Source organism: Oxalicibacterium faecigallinarum (assembly GCF_014635705.1).
GTDB classification, from domain to species: Bacteria; Pseudomonadota; Gammaproteobacteria; order Burkholderiales; family Burkholderiaceae_D; genus Oxalicibacterium; species Oxalicibacterium faecigallinarum.
Genome location: NZ_BMDI01000002.1, coordinates 527341 through 545253 on the forward strand (window position 1 = coordinate 527341; position 17913 = coordinate 545253).

A 17913-nucleotide genomic window follows, 5' to 3' on the forward strand; every position below is an offset into this window, starting at 1 on the left:
GTCGCAAGGTAGTCTAAAAAAGCTCTGGAGTTATCGTGAACTCGCCTGCGGTCCCTGCCCTGTTCTCCGTCGTCTTCATCATCGCGACCGGCTTTTGTCTGGCCAGGTTGAAATGGGTTCGTCAGGCATCGATTACCGATCTGTCCAATCTGGTGTTCTACGTGCTGACGCCTGCCTTGCTGTTCCGCACGATGATGAATGTGAAGTTGTCTGAGCTGGATTACGCGCCGATTGGCGTGTATTTTCTGGCAGTTGCCCTGATCTTTCTTGTCACGATAATGATGCAGGGTTTGACGACGCTGGGCTCGGCACGCGCGCTGGCACATACCTTCAGCAATACAGTGATGATCGGCATTCCCCTTGCCAGTCTGGTGTATGGCGAAAGTGGTTTGATTTCGCTCCTGACGTTGATCTCCGTGCATGCGCTGGTGCTCATGACCGGCGGTACGGTTGCCTTTGAGCTGGCCGTCGCGCGGCAGGCGCGACGAGATGGCATATCGCAAAGCATGTGGCGTACCTTGGGTACCGCCATCAAGAACAGCATCCTGCACCCCGTGCCCATCCCGATCATTGTCGGTGTACTTTATGCGCAAACGGGCTTGCCGTTACCGGACATGGTGGACAAGCCATTGCAGTTGATGGGACAAGCATTGGGACCGATGTCCCTGCTGTTGGTCGGCGTGACGCTCGCCTTCAGCAAACTCAAAGGCAATCTGATGCCGGCGCTACGCATCGCCGTCATCAAGACCATTGTGCATCCGGTGGTGTTTGTTGCCTGTGCGTGGTTATTTGGATTAAGCGGCATTCCGATGGCAACGATGGCGCTGGCTGCATCGCTACCGGTAGGTGCCAATGTCTTCCTGTTTACACAGCGTTATCACGTGGCCGAAGATGAAGTCTCTGCCAGTATCTTTCTCTCTACTGTGCTGGCTTTTCTGAGCTTGCCGCTGATATTCATCGTGATTCCTCATCTGATATAAGGCATCTGGACGACTTGCTGCTTCCAGGTTCAATGCATCTGGTTCAATCGTCCTGCCGATGATGGAAGATATGCATGATTTGATGCGGTGTCGTCCGTGTTGCTGTCTGTTCGCCTGACAGCATCCTGCAGATCAGGCGTTTGGTAACACCCGCACTGAAAATGCTTCATCCACAAAGAAGCCGTTGTCCGGAAAGCCGTGTTCATCCTTGAAGCCGAACCAGCTGAAATTGCCTTTTGGTTCGATCGTCAGCATGATTTTGCGTACGGTTTCGGTCTGATCGACTGTTTCTGCGACGGCCCAGTCCTTGAATAGCTGTTCGATGGTCAGAAGTTGCTTGGTCCACTTTGGATTGATGCGCAAGAAGCGATCGTAGAAATCCTGAAACGCGTTCAGCGACAAGGTACCGCCGGGTGCCAGCAACATCATGAATGGGGGAATGATACGCGTGATGGTATCCGGCTCGGTCATGAGCACCTGATTCAGATACGGTGACGTATCTTTGTCGGCGTCACGATAGAACTGTTCCGGCGTAAAGCCGAGTGCAATGAAGCGATCATAGATCTTGTGGCGCTGCAATTCATGATTGAGGACATTGATGAAAGTGGGCATCGCGTCCTGATCGAACGAGGAAGAAATGCCAAGCCGGATCGGGCGATATCCGCGCAACTGCAGATCAAGTAAAAGCAGTTCCTGCGCCAGTGCGGCACTCGGATGGCGACAGCCGGCGTACTCAATGACAGCACGCTCATCGTCCAGGCTAGAGAGCCAGTCGCTGCTATTGGATTTTTCAAACCGGAGTTTGCGTTGTTGCTGTATGTCCTTAAGCAGCGAGGCAAGACGGGAATCGGAACGGGCTTTGTCGATGACGCTCATGGGAATGCGGACGGAAATGGGTAAAGTCGAGATTATGCGGCAATTCGCGAATGGATTGCCGGATACGGCATCAGTCTCGCTGGCGGACGTGATCAGCCTTCCCCGAAATGGGTGTCTTTCTTGCGCTGCTGCTTTTGTTCGTACATGGCGGCGTCGGCGTGATCAAGCAGACTCTGCTCGGATTCGCCATCGTTCGGATAGTGTGCAATACCGATGCTGGACAGGATATGCACAACATGTTCATCCAGTTGCAGCGGCTGGCCCAGCGTTGCATGAATCTTGTCGGCCACGATGCTGGCGTAGTCAGGTTGCTGCATGCTTTCGATCAGGATCACGAATTCATCGCCACCGATGCGCGCCACCGTATCGGTCTCGCGCACGCATTGCTTGAGGCGTCGCGCCACTTCCTGCAAGAGCTGATCACCGGCCGCATGGCCGAGCGTATCGTTGACTTCTTTAAAGCGATCCAGATCGAGAAACAGCACAGCCATCATTTCCTGACGGCGACGTGCACGTGCCAGACTGGTACGCAGGCGATCAAACAGCAGGCCGCGGTTGGGCAGATCGGTCAGTGGATCATACTGCGATGCATGCTGCAGCCGCGCATAGAGTTGCGTACGTTCGACGGCAGTGGCGATCTGCACCGAGACGAAACGCAGCAGTTCCTTGTCCTGTTCCGTGTAATGCGAACCATCGTTGTAACTGCGCAGGAACAAGGCACCGATGGTGCCGTTCTTGGCCAGCAGCGGCACCGCCAGCCAGCACAGTGCATGCTGATTGCCGACTGTCTGTAGCCGCGGTGGGAGTGTCAGGCGGTCGTTTGTGCAGACGAGTACGGGTTGGTGCGTGCTGACAATCTCTGCATAGAGTTTTTCTGCGGATTGCTGCAAAACTGCTGACGATTGCTGATGCTGGTCGACATGGTAGGCAAAATTCAGGGACTGTTGTTCGGCATCGTGCAGCGCAATCGAAAAATTCTCGGCGGGTAGCAAGGTACTGATGATGCCATGCATGCGTTCAAACAGGTCTTGCAGATCTTCCGCAACGTGCGCCGCTTCGGAAATGGCGTAGAGCGCACTGCGCACGGTCTCCGCTTTCTTGCGATTGGTGATGTCACGTGCAACCGCGATGCGTACCTTGTTTTCCGGTGACCAGCGTGCCGACCACATGATGTGCGCGATTTCGCCATCCTTGCGGATGTAGCGGTTTTCGATATTGATTCTCGGATTGCCTGTCATGATGTCATCCGCGATCGCCAGCGTATTGGCGCGATCGTCCGGATGAACCAGATTGATCATCGGTTTGCCGATGACCTCATGCGGTGGATAGCCAAAGATGCGTTCGAAGGCGGAACTGACAAAGACAAAACGTCCCGTTTCATCAACGATGCAGATGGCGTCGGGCAGCAAATCGATGAAGCCGACAGACGTGATGTTGAAAGGCGTATCCATGTGGAAGCAGTGTGGCCTGATTGCCTGCTATTGTGCTTCTGCCGTCTCCATTTGAAACACGATGGGATAAAGAATTATCAATCGTTATCAATTGTTTACGGGATCGTTTTGTGTATTCATGTCTGGTTTTGATGACGTTTATTTGAACGTCTTTTTGACACGATCTTCGCGTGCCTTTTCAAGTTGCTCGTGCGCCTTGCGCTTGTCGCGACCCAGCATGCGTTCGAAATATTCAAACCAGAGGAAGGCGACGACAAATAGTCCCGCGATCCACCACCATGACAGACCGGCAAAAATGCTGATCTCGAAAAATCGTAGGATCGCCAACAATACGATCGCAATGATGAGCGGCATGATCTTGTCCTGTCCCTGTATTCGTGGCCGGTGCACACGTTATCCAGCATATTGTGAAAAAAAGTAACGGTCAATTGAAGTTGGCGCGCGTGATGCTATGTTGATGCTGTGACGATTTGTCCAGCGGGACGCCGTGGCAAACACGGTAAAATAGTACCGATCAACTGCATGGAGAGAAGTATGAAGCGTTCGTTGTTGCTCTGTCTGCTGATGAGTGCCGGTTTGTCGAATGTCGCGCTCGCGGACGCTAATCTTGCTCGTTCCAAGAATTGCATGGCATGCCATGCGGTCGGTAACAAGGTATTGGGCCCATCCTTCAAGGACATCGCCGCCAAATATAAGGGGCAGAAGGGTGTGGAGGACAAGCTGGCGCAAAAGATCACCAAAGGTGGTAGCGGTACCTGGGGTGCGGTGCCGATGCCGGCTAATACCCAGGTCAGCGATGCCGAAGCCAAGCAGCTTGTGCAATGGATCATGACGCTGAACTGATCCGCCGTTGACGCCGGGCGGCGCATGTCAGCTTCCTCTAAGCCGCACCATCTAATATAAAGCGCCTGAACAGGCGCTTTTTTATTGCCCGCTTCTTTCAGTTTTGATATGTAGCGCTGCAGGCGCTCGATTGCTCGTACGCGCATTATTCATATCAATTTTGCAAGCACTCCTTTTTGGCGTTGTCCCGCTTTCAGTGCGGTTTGTTGCTCCTTTCGCATGCTTTGTTCGTTTTTCGAACAAGTACTGCACCATCAGCTAGCCATTCCAGAAGAAACCTTTAAATTCAAATTGGCATACATATTGCTGAACTAAATTCAAGCTACTTGAATTTAGTGAATCGCTCGTTATTTCGATTCAAGTGGTCGTCCCCTGTTGCGAACGATTCATTTTTCGGAGGTTGAAGTGGGTAAAGCCAATACAGTATTAAAGAGCACGATGTTGTGCGCGGCAATCGGACTGGGTCTGATGGCCGCATCGGCACCATCGTTTTCCAAGGAAGTGGTCAAGATCGGTTTCGTCGGTCCGCTGACCGGCGGCACATCGTCCATCGGTCTCGGTGGTCGCAACTCGGCTGATCTGGCGGTACGTCTGCGCAATGCCGATCCAAAATCGAAGTACACCTACCAACTCGTTTCTCAGGATGATGAATGCCGTCCGAACGTTGGCGTACAGGTGGCAACCAAGCTGGCGGCGGACAAAAGCATCGTTGCCGGTGTAACGCACTTCTGTTCTGCAGTTGCCATGGGTACGGCGCCGGTGTTTGCCCGCTTTGGCCTGCCTGTCATCGTGTGGGGCGCTGTGCTGCCGGAGATCACGTATGGCAATGACTTCAAGGAAGTCCATCGTGTCAATGGCACGATGATCAACCAGAGTGAAGTCGCCGCAAAATTCATGATGGAACAAGGCTATAAGAAGTGGGCCATTATTCATGACACGACCGACTATGGCAAAGGCCATAACAAGTACTTCTCCGAATACCTGAAGAAAGATGGCGGCCAGATCCTCGGCACTTTTGGCGTCACCGCTGATCAGCAGGACTTCACCACCGAACTGACCAAGATCCGTGAACTGAAACCCGACGTCATCTACTTCGGCGGTCTCACCCCACTGGGCGTACGTATCCGCACCCAGATGGAGAAGCTTGGCATCAAGGCACAGTTCGAAGGTACCTCGGGCATCAAGTCCGATGCGTACATCCAGGGCGTAGGCGACAAACTGGCCGAGGGCTCCTTGTCCTTCCTCGAAGGTGCACCGTGGGAGAAATTGCCTGGCGGACTGGCATTCACCGGTCAATACCGTGTGCAGAAATACAGCGAACCGCCAGAAGCCTACGGTCCATTCGCGTATGCCGCAGCCAATCTGATCATGGATGCAGTCGAGAAGGTCGGCCCGGATCGCAAGAAAGTGCGTGACGTGCTGAACCAGACCAAAAACGTCGACACTCTGATCGGCAAAGTGACCTTCGATGATCGTCGTCAGAACATCGTGCCGCTGGTCACCAAGTATGTCGTCGAAGATGGCAAATGGGTCATCTGGGAAGACAGCAGCTACGCAACGGGCAAACGCAAGTTATCCGGTCAATAAGAAAGTGTCGTCAAACGATTGCAGGTCGCGCGCAAAGCGATCTGCAATCAGACTGGATAGGAGAAAACCATGAGTCTGATCGGTCAATATGTGTTCAACGGCTTGATGCTGGGCGTCATCTACGCCATGGTTGCCGTTGGCTTTACCCTCTTTTTTGGCGTGCTCGACGTCATCAAGTTTTCGCACGGTGATACCTTGATGATCGGTGCGTTTGCCGGGCTGACCGCCTCGCTGGGCATGATGGCACTGGATATCAGTTCGCCATGGCTGCGACTGGCTGCGGTGGTCATTGCAGCGATTGTCGTTACCGGACTGCTCGGTGCGCTGATTGCAAAATTTCTGATTCTGCCTCTGCACAAGGCACCGCCGCTCAACACGCTGCTGGCCACCCTGATGTTGGGCACCGTGATGCGCGAAGCCGTGCGCCTGTTCTTCCCTGACGGTTCCAACTCGCAGCCATTCCCGTCGCTGCTGCCAAGCGGCTCGGTCGAACTCGGTGATCTGAGTTTGCGTGCGGATAACGTGATCCTGTTATTGAGTGGTATCGCGATCATTGCGGGTGTGCATTTCCTGATTACCAAAACGCGTCTAGGCATGGCGATCCGCGCTGTCGCGCAGGATGGAGAAACAGCACGTCTGATGGGGATCAATTTTGAAGCGGTCGTGCTGCTGACGTTCGCGATTGGTTCTGCGATGGCGGCACTGGCAGGCGTGATGAACGGTCTGTATTACAACGAAATCAACTTCAACGTCGGCCTGCTGCTCGGTGTGATCGGCTTTGCTGCCGCGATCCTTGGTGGTCTGGGCAATATCTACGGCGCGATCATCGGCGGCTTCCTGTTTGCCGGTCTGCAAGTGCTGGGTAGTGCAACCTTGCCTGCGCTGATTCCGAATATTCCAAGTGCGTACAAAGACGTCTTTGCCTTTGCCGTGGTCATCATGTTGATGGCATGGAAACCGACTGGCCTCATCGCCGAAAAATCAAGTGAACGGGTCTGACATGAATTCCAAGACATCTCTCAATAAACCGGCAACCATCGTGTTGTGCGCCACGGCTGTGGTCGTCACGATCTACATGTGGTTGTTCCTGCATGCAGAATCGCAACTGGCGGTCGCTGGTCTGATCATGGTGGCGTTGATCGCCACGATCGCCGGCAAGAAGCTCGGCACCATGCAACACATCGAGCAGGCAGCGGCCAGCCGCCCCGGTCTGGCGCGCATCTGGGCCATCGGTGGGGTACTGGCGTTGACGGCTGCCTTCTATGACAGTCACTTCATCCTGCTGATGATCGGTGGCGTGCTGCTGTATTCGACCGCGTGCATGGGTTTGACGCTGCAATTCGGCTTCTCCGGTGTGGCCAACTTTGCAGGGGCAGCGTTCTTTGGTATCGGCAGCTACACCGCTGCCGTGCTGGCAACGCATACGGGTTTGCCGCAACTGGTCAACATTGCACTGTCCGGTCTGGTCGCTGCGATTCTCGGCTCCGTTCTGATTCTGCCAGTGCTGCGGACGCGTGGTCACTATGCAGCGTTGGTGACGATTGCATTCGGCATCCTGTTCAAGACCTTTATCGAGGTCAATGACGTGCTTGGTGGCCCGCAAGGCTTGCAAGTGCCGGGCATGGAAATCTTCGGTCTCCAGTTCAATGACGGCTTTACGCTATTCGGTCTGGATGTGTCGTTCTATGTGTCTTACGTGTTGCTGAGCCTGGTGATTTGCGCCGGCACGTTTGTATTGCTGCGTGCACTCGAACGTTCATGGGTCGGCCTGAGCATGGACGTCGTGCGTACCGATGAAACGGCTGCGTCGACATTTGGCCTGCACATCAAGCGCTGGAAGATCATTGCCTTCACCATGGGCAATCTGTTTGCCGGTATTGCCGGTAGCGTGTACGGCATGATGGTTGGCTTTATTGCGCCGAACAACTTTACGTTCTCCGATTCTCTGTTGCTGTTGTCGATCACGATTCTCGGTGGTCTCGGTAATCCGATTGGTCTGATCCCTGCGGCCATCATCGTGATGATCCTCCCGGAGAAGTTTCAGTTCATTCAGGAATACCGCGTGCTGTTGTATGCAGCACTCGTGATTGCCATTCTGCTGTTCCGTCCTGATGGTCTGCTGCCACGCAAGACCCGTCTGTTCTTCAATAAGGGAGCCGCATGATGACGACGCAAGTAATGAGTGCCGATCTGATGAATTCGGTGGAATCTGCAACGGCTACTGCCCAGTCGAAAAGTGCAGTCACGCAGAAGGAAGCCCTGGTTGCTGTCAGCGGACTGACCATGCGCTTTGGTGGTCTGACGGCACTCGACAAACTCGATCTGCACATCAATCGCGGCGAAGTGCTGGGTCTGCTGGGACCGAACGGTTCCGGCAAGACGACCTTCTTCAATGTGCTCACCGGTCTGTACAAGGCGAGTGAAGGTTCGATCGTCTACGCCGGTGGCGAGGTGGTCGGTCAGACACCGCAGGATATCTATCGCCGGGGTGTGGCACGTACCTTTCAGCGCTCACGCCTGTCGCTGCCGTTGACGGTGTTCGACAACATCGTGATCGGCGACTACCAGCACATGCAGCACGGCCTGTTCTTCAACCTGTTCCGTCGCAAGGCATTCCGTGCGGAATACGACGCCTATGTTGCGAAGGTCGAAGCGCTGCTGAACATCTTCAGTCCGCCGCTGGTATCGCGCATGTTCGAGCCGGTGGAAACCTTCACCATGATTGATCGTCGTCGTATCGAAGTCTGTCGTGCGCTGCTGAGCCGTCCCAAGTTGTTGCTGCTGGATGAACCATCGGCCGGCATGACGCATGACGAAACCGAAGCATTGATGGACGACATTCTGCAGGTGCGCGGCAAGCTCGACGACCTGACGATCGTGCTGATCGAACATGAAATGAATGTGATTGAGCGGATCACCGATCGCTGCATCGTCTTCAACTACGGCAAGAAGATTGCCGAAGGCACGTATGCCGAAATCACTGCCGATCCGAATGTACAAACCGCTTATCTTGGAGAAGCCGAATGAGCAAGCTGATCGTCAAGGGTCTCACGACTGGCTACGACAAGGTCAATGTATTGCACGACGTTTCCATCGAAGTCGAGCCGGGCAAGATCACCTGCATCCTCGGTGCCAATGGCGCCGGCAAGAGCACGCTGATCCGTTCCATTCTTGGTCTGACGCCACCGCGTCAGGGCGAAATTCTGTGGGACGGACGCAATCTGGCGGGCAAACAGACACACGCGATTATTGGTGGCGGTATCTCGTGCATTCCCGAAGGCCGCAAGGTATTTCCGCGCATGACGGTTGCCGAGAACCTGGCGCTGGGTGCTTTCCTTGAGAAAGACAGTGCGCTGGTACGTGATCGTCTGGCGCAGGTGTATGAAATCTTCCCGCGTCTGAAAGAACGCTCGACCCAGCTCGCCGGCACCATGTCCGGGGGCGAGCAGGCGATGGTCTCGATTGGTCGCGGGCTGATGGCCGAGCCCAAGTTGCTGGTCATCGATGAACCTTCGCTTGGCTTGTCGCCGCTATACGTGAAGGAAAACTTCAACGTCATCCGTCGCATCAACTCGTTGGGTATTACGGTGTTGCTGGTTGAGCAGAATGCACGTCAGACGCTGGCGATCTCGCACTATGGTTACGTGCTGTCGCAAGGTCGTGTGGTTGCGCAAGGTACCGCGCAAGAACTCGCCAGCAACGACGATGTACGTTCGGCCTATTTCGGTTAAGCGGAGAATGGTGTGAAGGATTACGCATTACTTTCGTTGCAGGAACTGGCTGAGCGAATTGGCACGGGCAAGGTCACGGTGGAAGCGGTTGCCCATGCGGCAATCGAACGTATCACTGAGCTGGAGCCGGAAATACGGGCCTGGCAGCATTTTGATCCGGCACAGGTGCTCAGGCAGGCGCGTCGGCTGGACACCATGCCGGCAAATGGCGTATTGCACGGTTTGCCGGTCGGCGTGAAGGATCTGATGGATACGGCAGACATGCCGACAACCTATGGGTCGCCCATCTATGTCGATCACCATCCGGAGGTTGATGCCGCATGCGTAGGCGCAACGCGTCATGCCGGTGCGCTGCTGGTCGGTAAAACGGTAACGACCGAATTCGCAACCTTTCACGCGGGTCCGACACGTAATCCACGTGCGGCCTTGCCGCACACGCCGGGCGGTTCCTCCAGCGGTTCGGCTGCGGCCGTTGCCTGCGGCATGGTGCCTGTGGCATTCGGCACCCAGACCGCAGGCTCCATTGTGCGTCCTGCCGCCTTTTGTGGCGTCGTTGGTTACAAGCCGACGTACGGCACCTTGCCGTTGGCCGGCATCAAATCGCTGGCCATCAGTCTGGATACCGTCGGTGTGCTGACACGCAGCGTGACGGATGCTGCGTTCTTCATCGGTGCGCTGGCACAACTGCCGTTGTCATCCGCTCTCGCGACGAATGATGTCAAGGGATTGAAGGTTGGCATCGTGCGTACCCCGCATTGGGATCGCGCCGGCGCCAGCACGCGTGCTGCCATGACGCTGGCGGCGCAGTTGCTGGAAACGTCCGGCGCCGTGCTGCGCGACGTCGAACTGCCATCACCATGTAATGCGTTGAGCGAGGCTCAGATCACCATCATGGCGTATGAGGCGGCGGCGGCATTTGCACCGGAACGCGCCTCGCAGTCCGATGGTTTTAGCAAGTCGTTTGCAAACCTGATGGAAGAAGGCAGCCGCATTGGTGGTGAGCGTTATGTTGAAGCCCAGGCGCTGGCGGCGACAGCGCGTGCCAAGCTGGTTCAGGTCTTTGAATCTGTTGACCTCCTGCTGGCACCAAGTACGGAAGGTGAAGCACCGGCCGGTCTGAGTGCGACCGGTGATCCGATTTTCAATCGCATGTGGACCCTGCTGGGTAATCCGTGTGTGCATGTGCCACTTGGCAATGGCAGTCAGGGACTGCCGATTGGCGTGACACTGGTCGGACCACGCTGGGGCGATGATCGTGTCCTGACGGCCGCTGCGCGACTCGAACGGGGTTATGCAGGAACATCGTAAATAGCACCGTGCAATTACCGCGAACATTTATCGCAGCCCAAACGAACAAGAACACCTCAGTCAACAAGTAGGAAGAAGTCATGAATGCATCCAACACGACAGCCAGTGCCGCCGAGCGCGCGCAGGATGCTGTCAACAATGAACGTCTGCAATCCGCGATTGCAGCTCTTGCCGCGTTTGGCGGGCGTGATGATGGCGGTGTCTCACGCGAGACCTTGACGCCCATCGATCTGGCCGCGCGCCGTCATCTGATCGACTATGCGCGCAGTCTCGGTTGTGAAGTGGGTATCGATGATTGTGCCAATCTGTTCTTCCGTCGTGCTGGCACAAGTGATCGCACACCGGTGCTGACGGGTAGTCATGCCGATACGCAGCCAGTGGGCGGCAAGCTCGATGGTGCGTACGGCGTGCTGGCCGGTCTGGAAGTCATCGCGGCACTGAATGATGCAGGTATCCGCACCGTACGTCCGATCGAGGTCGTAGCATGGACCAATGAAGAGGGTAGTCGTTTTGGTCCCGGCACCATGGGTTCCAGCGCGTTTGTGACACCTTCCCTATTGGATGGGTATCGTCAGTCGGTGGACAAGGATGGCATCGTCATGGGCGATGCACTGGATGCTGCATTGAAGGAAGTGCCCGATGTGCCCCGTCGCGCGATGGCCTTGCCGATGGAAGCCTATGTCGAACTGCATATCGAACAAGGTCCGGTGCTGGAACGTGCCAATGCCGCGCTGGGTGTGGTGACCGGCATTCAAAGCGTGCGCTGGTATCGTGTGGTGTGCACCGGCATGGCGGCCCATGCCGGCACGACACCGATGGATGAGCGCAGCGATGCGATGGCTGCCGCCATGGCGATCGCCACGCAACTCTATGCGCGCGCCGATCAGGAAGCCGCACATAATATTCGCCTGACGCTGGGGCGCTGGCATGTCGGACCGAATTCGATCAACACGATTCCGGGTGAAGTGGAATTCACGATCGATGTCCGTTGCGTCGATGCCGCAGTGCTGGACCGTTTTGAACGTTTTCTGCAGGATGTGACGTCGCAGCATGCGTGGCGTGGCAACATCACGTTTGAGAATCTGTTTTATCGTGCACCGACGGCATTTCCGCAGCCGATGCTGGATCTGATCGAGAAGGCCTGTACGCGCGCCAGCGATCTTGCGCAGCGTGGTGCACCGAAAAAGGTCACCTCCGGTGCCTTTCACGATGCCATGTATATGGCCGATCACTGTCCGACCGGCATGATTTTTGTGCCAAGCAAGGACGGTATCAGTCACAATGCTGCCGAAGAAACCGCACCTGCCGACTTGTACCTTGGCGTACAGGCGCTGGCTTATACGATGGTGGAACTGGCGAATCGCTAGTGCTGGCCTGATCGTTGCTGTCAGATTTCAGGTCATCGTCATACTGGATGGATAGTGGAATGAAGAAGAAAAGCGAAGTCGTTGCGGAAACCGAAGCATCGGAGAAGAAGGGCGGGCCTGGCGGATTGGCCGTGCGTTTGCGTTATGCACGACTGATTGCCGGACTGACGCTGATGCAGGTCGCGCAAAAGGCGGAGTGTTCTGAAAGCCTGATTTCCAAGATCGAACGCGGTTCGGCAACCCCCTCGCTGGCGATGCTGCATCGCTTGGCCAATGCACTTGATACCAATATCTCGACCCTGATGTCGGATGAAGCGCCACCGGCGGGACCCGTCTTGCGTCAGGGCGAGCGCCCAATCATCAGGACAGGTGACATCGCGCTGGAGCGTCTTGTATTGCCGACTCGCGGTGGCCTGCTGCAAGCCAACATCCATATCGTTGCACCGGGTGGTGCCAGCGACGGCCAGATCGAACATGTCGGTGAAGAAGTTGGCTACGTGCTCGAAGGCGAACTCGAATTGCGCCTGGGTAAGGAGAGTTATGTGGTTGGCCCCGGCGACACGTTCAGCTTCCAGAGCAATACGCCGCATGGCTATCGCAATGTGGGCGAAGTGGAAGCCAAGGTGCTGTGGGTGAATTCTCCTGCGACTTTTTGATTCCGGTTGCTGCTTGAAACAAGAGCGGATTGCAGACCTCATGAAAAAAGCGCTTCATCGAAGCGCTTTTTTCTTTTGACGTCAGAGAATGACGCTTACTTGGTCACGGTCAGCAACTCGCGTTTGCCATTGCGATAGGTGTATAGCGTCAGCATGCCGTCCTTGATGTCACCGTTGGCATCAAAGGCGATCGTACCGGTCACGCCTGGATAATTACTCTTGCCGATTTCCGGCAGGAACTTGGCAGGGTCAACCGAGTTGGCGCGTTTCATCGCATCGACGACGGTGTAGGTCGCATCGTACGCATACGCGGCGGTGTAGACGATGTCATTGCCGAAACGTTTTTTGTACTTGGCACGGAAATCATCCACAGCCTTGCGCTGATTTTCTGCAACGCCACCGGCTTCGGCGCAGACGATCTGGTCGTTACCGAGCGCGGTGCCAGCCAGGCCAGGCAGCGAGCCGGTGCAGATGCCGTCACCGCCCATGAACTTGGCATTGATGCCGAGCTGGCGCATCTGGCGCAGCATCGGACCACCGACCGCATCCATGCCGCCGAAAAAGATGATGTCCGGCTTCTTGGCCTTGATCGCGGTCAGGATGGCGTTGAAATCGGTTGCCTTGTTGTTCGTGTATTGCGTTGCAACGATGTTGCCGCCGGAAGCCTTGACGCTCTTGGCAAACTGGTCGGCAACGCCCTGACCGTAAGCGGTGCGGTCATCGATGATGGCAAAGGTCTTGCCGCCCATGGTCTTGACAGCGTATTCGCCGAGTGTGCCGCCGAGTTTGGCGTCATTGGCGACGAGGCGGAAAGCGGTCTTGAAGTTTTGTTGCGTGTATTTTGGATTGGTTGCCGATGGCGACAGTTGTGGAATGCCGGCATTGGAATAGATGCGGGAAGCGGGGATCGTGGTGCCCGAGTTCAGGTGACCGATGACCGCAGCAACGCGTGCATCGACCAGCTTGGTCGCCGCATTGGTTGCCTGGCGTGGATCGGCGGCATCGTCTTCAGCCAGCAGTTGCAGTTTGATTTTCTTGCCATCGATGGTGATGCCCTTGGCATTGATTTCCTCGACGGCAATGCGAACGCCGTTTTCATTATCCTTGCCCATATGCGAATCGGAGCCGGTTGTCGGCGCCACGCTGCCGATGCGCACGACTTGTTCTTGCGCCAGTGCACTGCCGGACAGCACGAGCGAGAGGGCACCGACCAGAGGAATCATCTTGAACTGCATATATTTATCTCCTGAGGATTGTCAAAAATTGGCGTAGCTGCAACACTGGTCGCGTTGCGTGTAAATGCACAGTGCAATGGCCGCAAGAATCAGGCCAAGGCTGTAGAACGATTCATGGACATTACAGCATTAGAAAAGCGGCGCAAAGCATTTTGCCCTGTTTTTACGGATTGAATTACTGCTTGAGAGAAGCATGCCGAAAAGTCATACCCTCGACAAGGTCGATCGCCGACTGTTGAATCTGTTGCAGAAGAACAATCAAATCTCCACCCGCGAGCTGGCGGATGCCGTGCATATCTCGCAGCCAACGTGTCTGCGCCGTATTCGCGACATGCGCGATGCCGGCATTATCAGTGCTGACGTTGCCATGATCGATCCGTTTGCACTTGGCTACGGCATGCTGGCATTTCTGGAGGTGTCGCTCGACAACCAGTCGGACGAACATATGCAAGCCTTCGAGTCGAATATGGCACGCGAGGCCGAAGTGATGCAGTGCTATTTCGTGTCGGGTGATTATGACTATTTTCTGGTCGTGCACGTGGTGGACATGGATGCCTATTATCAGTTCGTGCGACGCGTGATTTCAGGCTCGGGCAATGTCCGGCATTTTCAGTCCCGCTTTCCGATGAAGCGGGCCAAGTTCGATACGCGGATTGCCTTCGATGAAAAGGCAGCGGAAGTCGAGGTGCGTATCGGCAAATGATCGGGCATGCAATCGCCGGACTACAAAGGAAAACGGATGCCGTGTCATCAAGAAAGGCATCCGTTTTTTATTCCCTGCAATCTGTTTAGCTTGTGGCGGAACAGATTTGCGGAACACCGGTAGCAGGCTGGTGTGGCATGCCGGTGAAACGGAAATCGAAATCAGGCTGGCGACCGGACACGATATCGGCAATCGCACGGCCGGAACCGCAACCCATGGTCCAGCCCAGCGTGCCGTGTCCCGTGTTCAGGAACAGGTTGCTGAACTTGGTCTTGCCAATGTACGGCACGTTGGAAGGGGTCATCGGACGCAAGCCGGTCCAGTAAGCGACATTGTCGTAATCGCAGGCACCCGGGAACAGTTCTTCCACACGTCGCGTGATCGCTTCGCAGCGTGTCGTGTTCAGTTCGCGGGTATAGCCGTTGAGTTCGCATGTGCCCGCAACGCGTAGACGATCACCAAGACGAGAGAACACCAGCTTGTAACCATCATCCGTGAGCGACACACTTGGTGCCGCATCGCTGTCGGTCACCTGATAGGTTGCCGAATAGCCTTTGCCTGGATAGATCATCAGATCGATGCCCAGTGGTTTGAGCAAAGGCTGCGAGAAGCTGCCGGCGGCCACGACGAAAGCATCGGCGTACAGCGTGCGATGGCGGCCGTACTGATCGATGATTTCCACACCGCTCACTTTGGCATGCGCGCCCGTACCCTCGGTAATCAGGCGTGTGATGGTGGTGTTGAACTGAAAGTCGACACCCGCTTCGGCCGCTTTTTTTGCCAGGCCGGTGGTGAATTTATAGACATCACCCGACTCGTCCGAGGCAGTAAAGTCGCCACCGACGATCTTGTCACGCATGCCAGCCAGTGCGGGTTCGATACGTACGACTTCATCGGCGCTGATCGAATTGCGCTGGCAACCCAGCTCGCACATCAGACGCGCCGCAGCCAGCGAATCGTCGAATTCCTTCTGATCGGTATAGAAGTGCAGGATGCCTTGTGTCAGGTGATCGTATTCGATGCCGGTTTCGGCGCGTACCTGCAGCAGGGTCTGACGACTGTATTCTGCGATCGAGACAATCTGGCGAATGTTGTCTGCCGTCCGTGCCGGCGTGCATTCGCGCAGAAAGTGCATGCCCCATTTCCATTGCAGCCATTCCGGACGGAAGCGGTAGAGCAGCGGCGCGTCTTCCTTGCCGAGCCATTTGAGGATCTTGGCAGGTGCCGACGGGTTGGCCCATGGTTCGGCATGGGAGACGGAGATCTGGCAGCCGTTGGCGAAGCTGGTTTCCTGCGCAGCGCCGGCCTGCCGTTCGAGTACGGTGACGTCGTGGCCGGATTTGTTGAGAAACCATGCCGATGCAGTGCCGATGATGCCGGAGCCTAAAACGATAACTTTCATGCCATTTCCTTCCATTGTTCTTTCACAACACAAGGTGACATTGTAAAAATTTACGGCTTTTTTGAGTAATCAAAATTGCCATTAATATTTTTAGTAAATTATCTTTATAAATATTTTTTTCTATAAAACAAAGAAAATACTAATATTTTTTGTTTTTTGAAAAATCAAGATTGCGAATTTCCTCGGCCACGGATTCGCGCACCAGTTGTTCGATGCTGAGCTGCAAGTTGGCGCGGATGGTGTCCATGGCTTCGTCCAGACTGGCGCTGATACTTTCACGGATGTGTTCTTCCAGCACAGGGTCAAGGCGGTCCATCAAAGTGCTGAGTGCGCGCTCACTGATTTTTTGTTCCAGTCGTGTCCATTCACCGTCCAGCCAGCCTTCAATGGGAACGGTAGAGGGATAGGGATCTGGTATATCGATTGCAGTTGAAGGCGGAGGAGCAGGCACTGGTGCTGACGTGGCAGGCGGCAGCGCAGACGATATCGGTAGTTCCGGAATATCGTCTGCCGGTGGACGCGGGCGGGAAGGAATGATTTCGGTCAGGACCGGAATGCCGGCATCTTGGCTCGGTTTATTCATGTGTTGTCTGCCACAAAGTGCGTCAGTGGATAGCCTTGCTGCTTGTAATAGGTATAGCGCTGTCGGCCTGCATGCTTGTCGGCATCGTCGGCAGAGATCACTTCGAACATGCGTTCAAAGCGGGCAAAGTGTGTTGGAGGCGCATCCGACAGATTGATCAGGATGTCGTGATGCGGCGCTTCCATGGCAGGATCGGCGGTCAGCAGAATGGGTGTCTGCGCAGCGAGCGTATCGTTGATTGCTACATGGGGCAGAAAATCATGCGCGGAAAAGGTCCACATTGTTTCGTCGAGCCGTGCCATCTGTGTCGAGTCCTGCGTCAGGATGACGACACGGAAATCAGCGTTGCGTGCCTTGCGCACAAGGCGGCAGGCATAGGCAATCTTGTCGGGGACGTTGCTGTGAAAATCGATACGCGTCATGAATTCTTCAAACCGGCGGGACAATGTCATCGATTATACGAAATGCCCAGCCTGGGTGAAGCGAAACCTGCGCGAGCTTGAGGCGATGGCATCTCGTCATTGTGATGCCATCTTTGAGGAATAGCTTGTTTTAGAAACGGAAACCCGGTGGCGCGTTGCCGGTTGCCGCAGGGCGCTCGGCAAAGCGTTCGCTATCGCTTGCAGCAGGTTCGGTGGCGGACGTGGATGCCTTTGTGGCTGGGGCGGCGGGTGCCGCAGGTTGGGGTGCGGGATTGCGATAGGTGCGAGGCAACTGGCTGTTGACCGGGTAGCCCGCCGTGGTGAGCAGTTGTGCCCATGTATCTGGCGCATAGCCGATCTGTTTTTTGTTGCCGACTTTTAGCAGCGGCAATTCCTGATCACCGCCAGCCTGTTTCAGGCTGACGACATCTGCTTCGGTCTGCACGGTTTTTTCAGTGAAGGGAACGCCGCGTGCATTGAGTGCTTCACGGCCGCGATCACAGGCTGCGCAATTGCTGGCGGTGTAAAGCGTGACAGGGTGTTTGCGGGATGCATCTGCCAGTTCGAAAGGAAATTGCGTCGAAGGTGCGGCGTTGCTGAGGTTTTTTTCCTGCACCTTGCCGGTCTTGGCTGGCGGCGGAGTGTCGCCGTAGGTGACTTTGCCGTCAGGACCGACGGACTTGTAAAGCTGGGCGTGTGCAGTGGCAGAGAGCAGCAGGGACAGCAAGAGCAATAAAGATCGATGGTGCATTCCAGTCTCCTTCGCGTT

General features: G+C 55.5%; 19 protein-coding genes. 11 read left to right on the forward strand and 8 right to left on the reverse strand.

The window, feature by feature from the left end:
• The first annotated feature begins 35 nt into the window (after positions 1-35).
• Entirely contained in the window at positions 36-980 is a 945-nt protein-coding gene (locus IEV29_RS12525; protein WP_188381618.1) for an AEC family transporter, read from the forward strand.
• A 132-nt stretch (positions 981-1112) separates the two neighbouring features.
• Here the strand turns inward: IEV29_RS12525 and IEV29_RS12530 are convergent, their stop codons facing one another.
• The 3 genes from IEV29_RS12530 to IEV29_RS12540 form a co-directional block, all read right to left on the reverse strand.
• On the reverse strand, positions 1113-1856 hold the full coding sequence (locus tag IEV29_RS12530) for a hypothetical protein (protein ID WP_188381619.1): 744 nt from the start codon (positions 1854-1856) through the stop codon (positions 1113-1115).
• A 92-nt stretch (positions 1857-1948) separates the two neighbouring features.
• Entirely contained in the window at positions 1949-3307 is a 1359-nt protein-coding gene (locus IEV29_RS12535; protein ID WP_188381620.1) for a diguanylate cyclase domain-containing protein, read from the reverse strand.
• A 138-nt stretch (positions 3308-3445) separates the two neighbouring features.
• On the reverse strand, positions 3446-3661 hold the full coding sequence (locus IEV29_RS12540) for a TIGR04438 family Trp-rich protein (protein WP_188381621.1): 216 nt from the start codon (positions 3659-3661) through the stop codon (positions 3446-3448).
• Positions 3662-3841: 180 nt separating this feature from the next.
• On the opposite strand from IEV29_RS12540, the gene IEV29_RS12545 reads away from it, so the two are divergent.
• The 9 genes from IEV29_RS12545 to IEV29_RS12585 all read left to right on the forward strand — a co-directional run bounded on the left by IEV29_RS12545 (position 3842) and on the right by IEV29_RS12585 (position 12799).
• Positions 3842-4150 carry a c-type cytochrome gene (locus tag IEV29_RS12545; protein ID WP_188381622.1) on the forward strand — a complete coding sequence of 103 codons (309 nt, stop codon included), beginning with the start codon at positions 3842-3844 and terminating at the stop codon, positions 4148-4150.
• A gap of 405 nt (positions 4151-4555) precedes the next feature.
• Positions 4556-5737 carry a branched-chain amino acid ABC transporter substrate-binding protein gene (locus IEV29_RS12550; protein ID WP_188381623.1) on the forward strand — a complete coding sequence of 394 codons (1182 nt, stop codon included), beginning with the start codon at positions 4556-4558 and terminating at the stop codon, positions 5735-5737.
• A gap of 69 nt (positions 5738-5806) precedes the next feature.
• Positions 5807-6736 (forward strand): branched-chain amino acid ABC transporter permease, encoded by a 930-nt coding sequence (locus IEV29_RS12555; protein WP_188381624.1) that lies wholly within the window; start codon positions 5807-5809, stop codon positions 6734-6736.
• 1 nt (position 6737) lies between these two features.
• Positions 6738-7901, forward strand: a complete 1164-nt coding sequence (locus IEV29_RS12560; RefSeq protein WP_188381625.1) for a branched-chain amino acid ABC transporter permease — start codon at positions 6738-6740, stop codon at positions 7899-7901.
• Between the two features lie 119 nt (positions 7902-8020).
• Complete coding sequence (locus IEV29_RS12565; RefSeq protein WP_229726412.1) at positions 8021-8764, forward strand: ABC transporter ATP-binding protein; 744 nt, start codon at positions 8021-8023, stop codon at positions 8762-8764.
• Entirely contained in the window at positions 8761-9468 is a 708-nt protein-coding gene (locus tag IEV29_RS12570) for an ABC transporter ATP-binding protein (RefSeq protein ID WP_188381626.1), read from the forward strand. The genes IEV29_RS12565 and IEV29_RS12570 overlap by 4 nt, the downstream gene beginning before the upstream one ends.
• Before the next feature lie 12 nt (positions 9469-9480).
• Positions 9481-10776, forward strand: a complete 1296-nt coding sequence (locus tag IEV29_RS12575) for an amidase (RefSeq protein ID WP_188381627.1) — start codon at positions 9481-9483, stop codon at positions 10774-10776.
• A gap of 80 nt (positions 10777-10856) precedes the next feature.
• Positions 10857-12143 (forward strand): M20 family metallo-hydrolase, encoded by a 1287-nt coding sequence (locus IEV29_RS12580; RefSeq protein WP_188381628.1) that lies wholly within the window; start codon positions 10857-10859, stop codon positions 12141-12143.
• Positions 12144-12202: 59 nt separating this feature from the next.
• Complete coding sequence (locus tag IEV29_RS12585) at positions 12203-12799, forward strand: helix-turn-helix domain-containing protein (RefSeq protein ID WP_188381629.1); 597 nt, start codon at positions 12203-12205, stop codon at positions 12797-12799.
• 95 nt (positions 12800-12894) lie between these two features.
• On the opposite strand, the gene IEV29_RS12590 is transcribed toward IEV29_RS12585, so the two are convergent.
• Positions 12895-14034, reverse strand: a complete 1140-nt coding sequence (locus IEV29_RS12590) for a branched-chain amino acid ABC transporter substrate-binding protein (RefSeq protein ID WP_188381630.1) — start codon at positions 14032-14034, stop codon at positions 12895-12897.
• A gap of 193 nt (positions 14035-14227) precedes the next feature.
• Here IEV29_RS12590 and IEV29_RS12595 point away from each other — a divergent pair, with 193 nt between their 5' ends.
• Complete coding sequence (locus tag IEV29_RS12595) at positions 14228-14737, forward strand: Lrp/AsnC family transcriptional regulator (protein WP_188381631.1); 510 nt, start codon at positions 14228-14230, stop codon at positions 14735-14737.
• A gap of 85 nt (positions 14738-14822) precedes the next feature.
• Here the strand turns inward: IEV29_RS12595 and IEV29_RS12600 are convergent, their stop codons facing one another.
• The 4 genes from IEV29_RS12600 to IEV29_RS12615 form a co-directional block, all read right to left on the reverse strand.
• The gene (locus IEV29_RS12600) at positions 14823-16139 is read right to left on the reverse strand and encodes a D-amino acid dehydrogenase (protein ID WP_188381632.1); all 1317 of its coding nucleotides are present in this window, start codon (positions 16137-16139) and stop codon (positions 14823-14825) included.
• Positions 16140-16278: 139 nt separating this feature from the next.
• Positions 16279-16722: a hypothetical protein gene (locus tag IEV29_RS12605; RefSeq protein WP_188381633.1), complete on the reverse strand. Its 444-nt coding sequence runs from the start codon at positions 16720-16722 to the stop codon at positions 16279-16281.
• Complete coding sequence (locus tag IEV29_RS12610) at positions 16719-17144, reverse strand: DNA polymerase III subunit chi (RefSeq protein ID WP_188381850.1); 426 nt, start codon at positions 17142-17144, stop codon at positions 16719-16721. Before IEV29_RS12610 ends, IEV29_RS12605 begins: the two co-directional genes overlap by 4 nt.
• A 130-nt stretch (positions 17145-17274) precedes the next feature.
• Positions 17275-17895, reverse strand: coding sequence for a glutaredoxin family protein (locus IEV29_RS12615; RefSeq protein WP_188381634.1), 621 nt, complete (start codon positions 17893-17895; stop codon positions 17275-17277).
• Between the last annotated feature and the right edge of the window lie 18 nt (positions 17896-17913).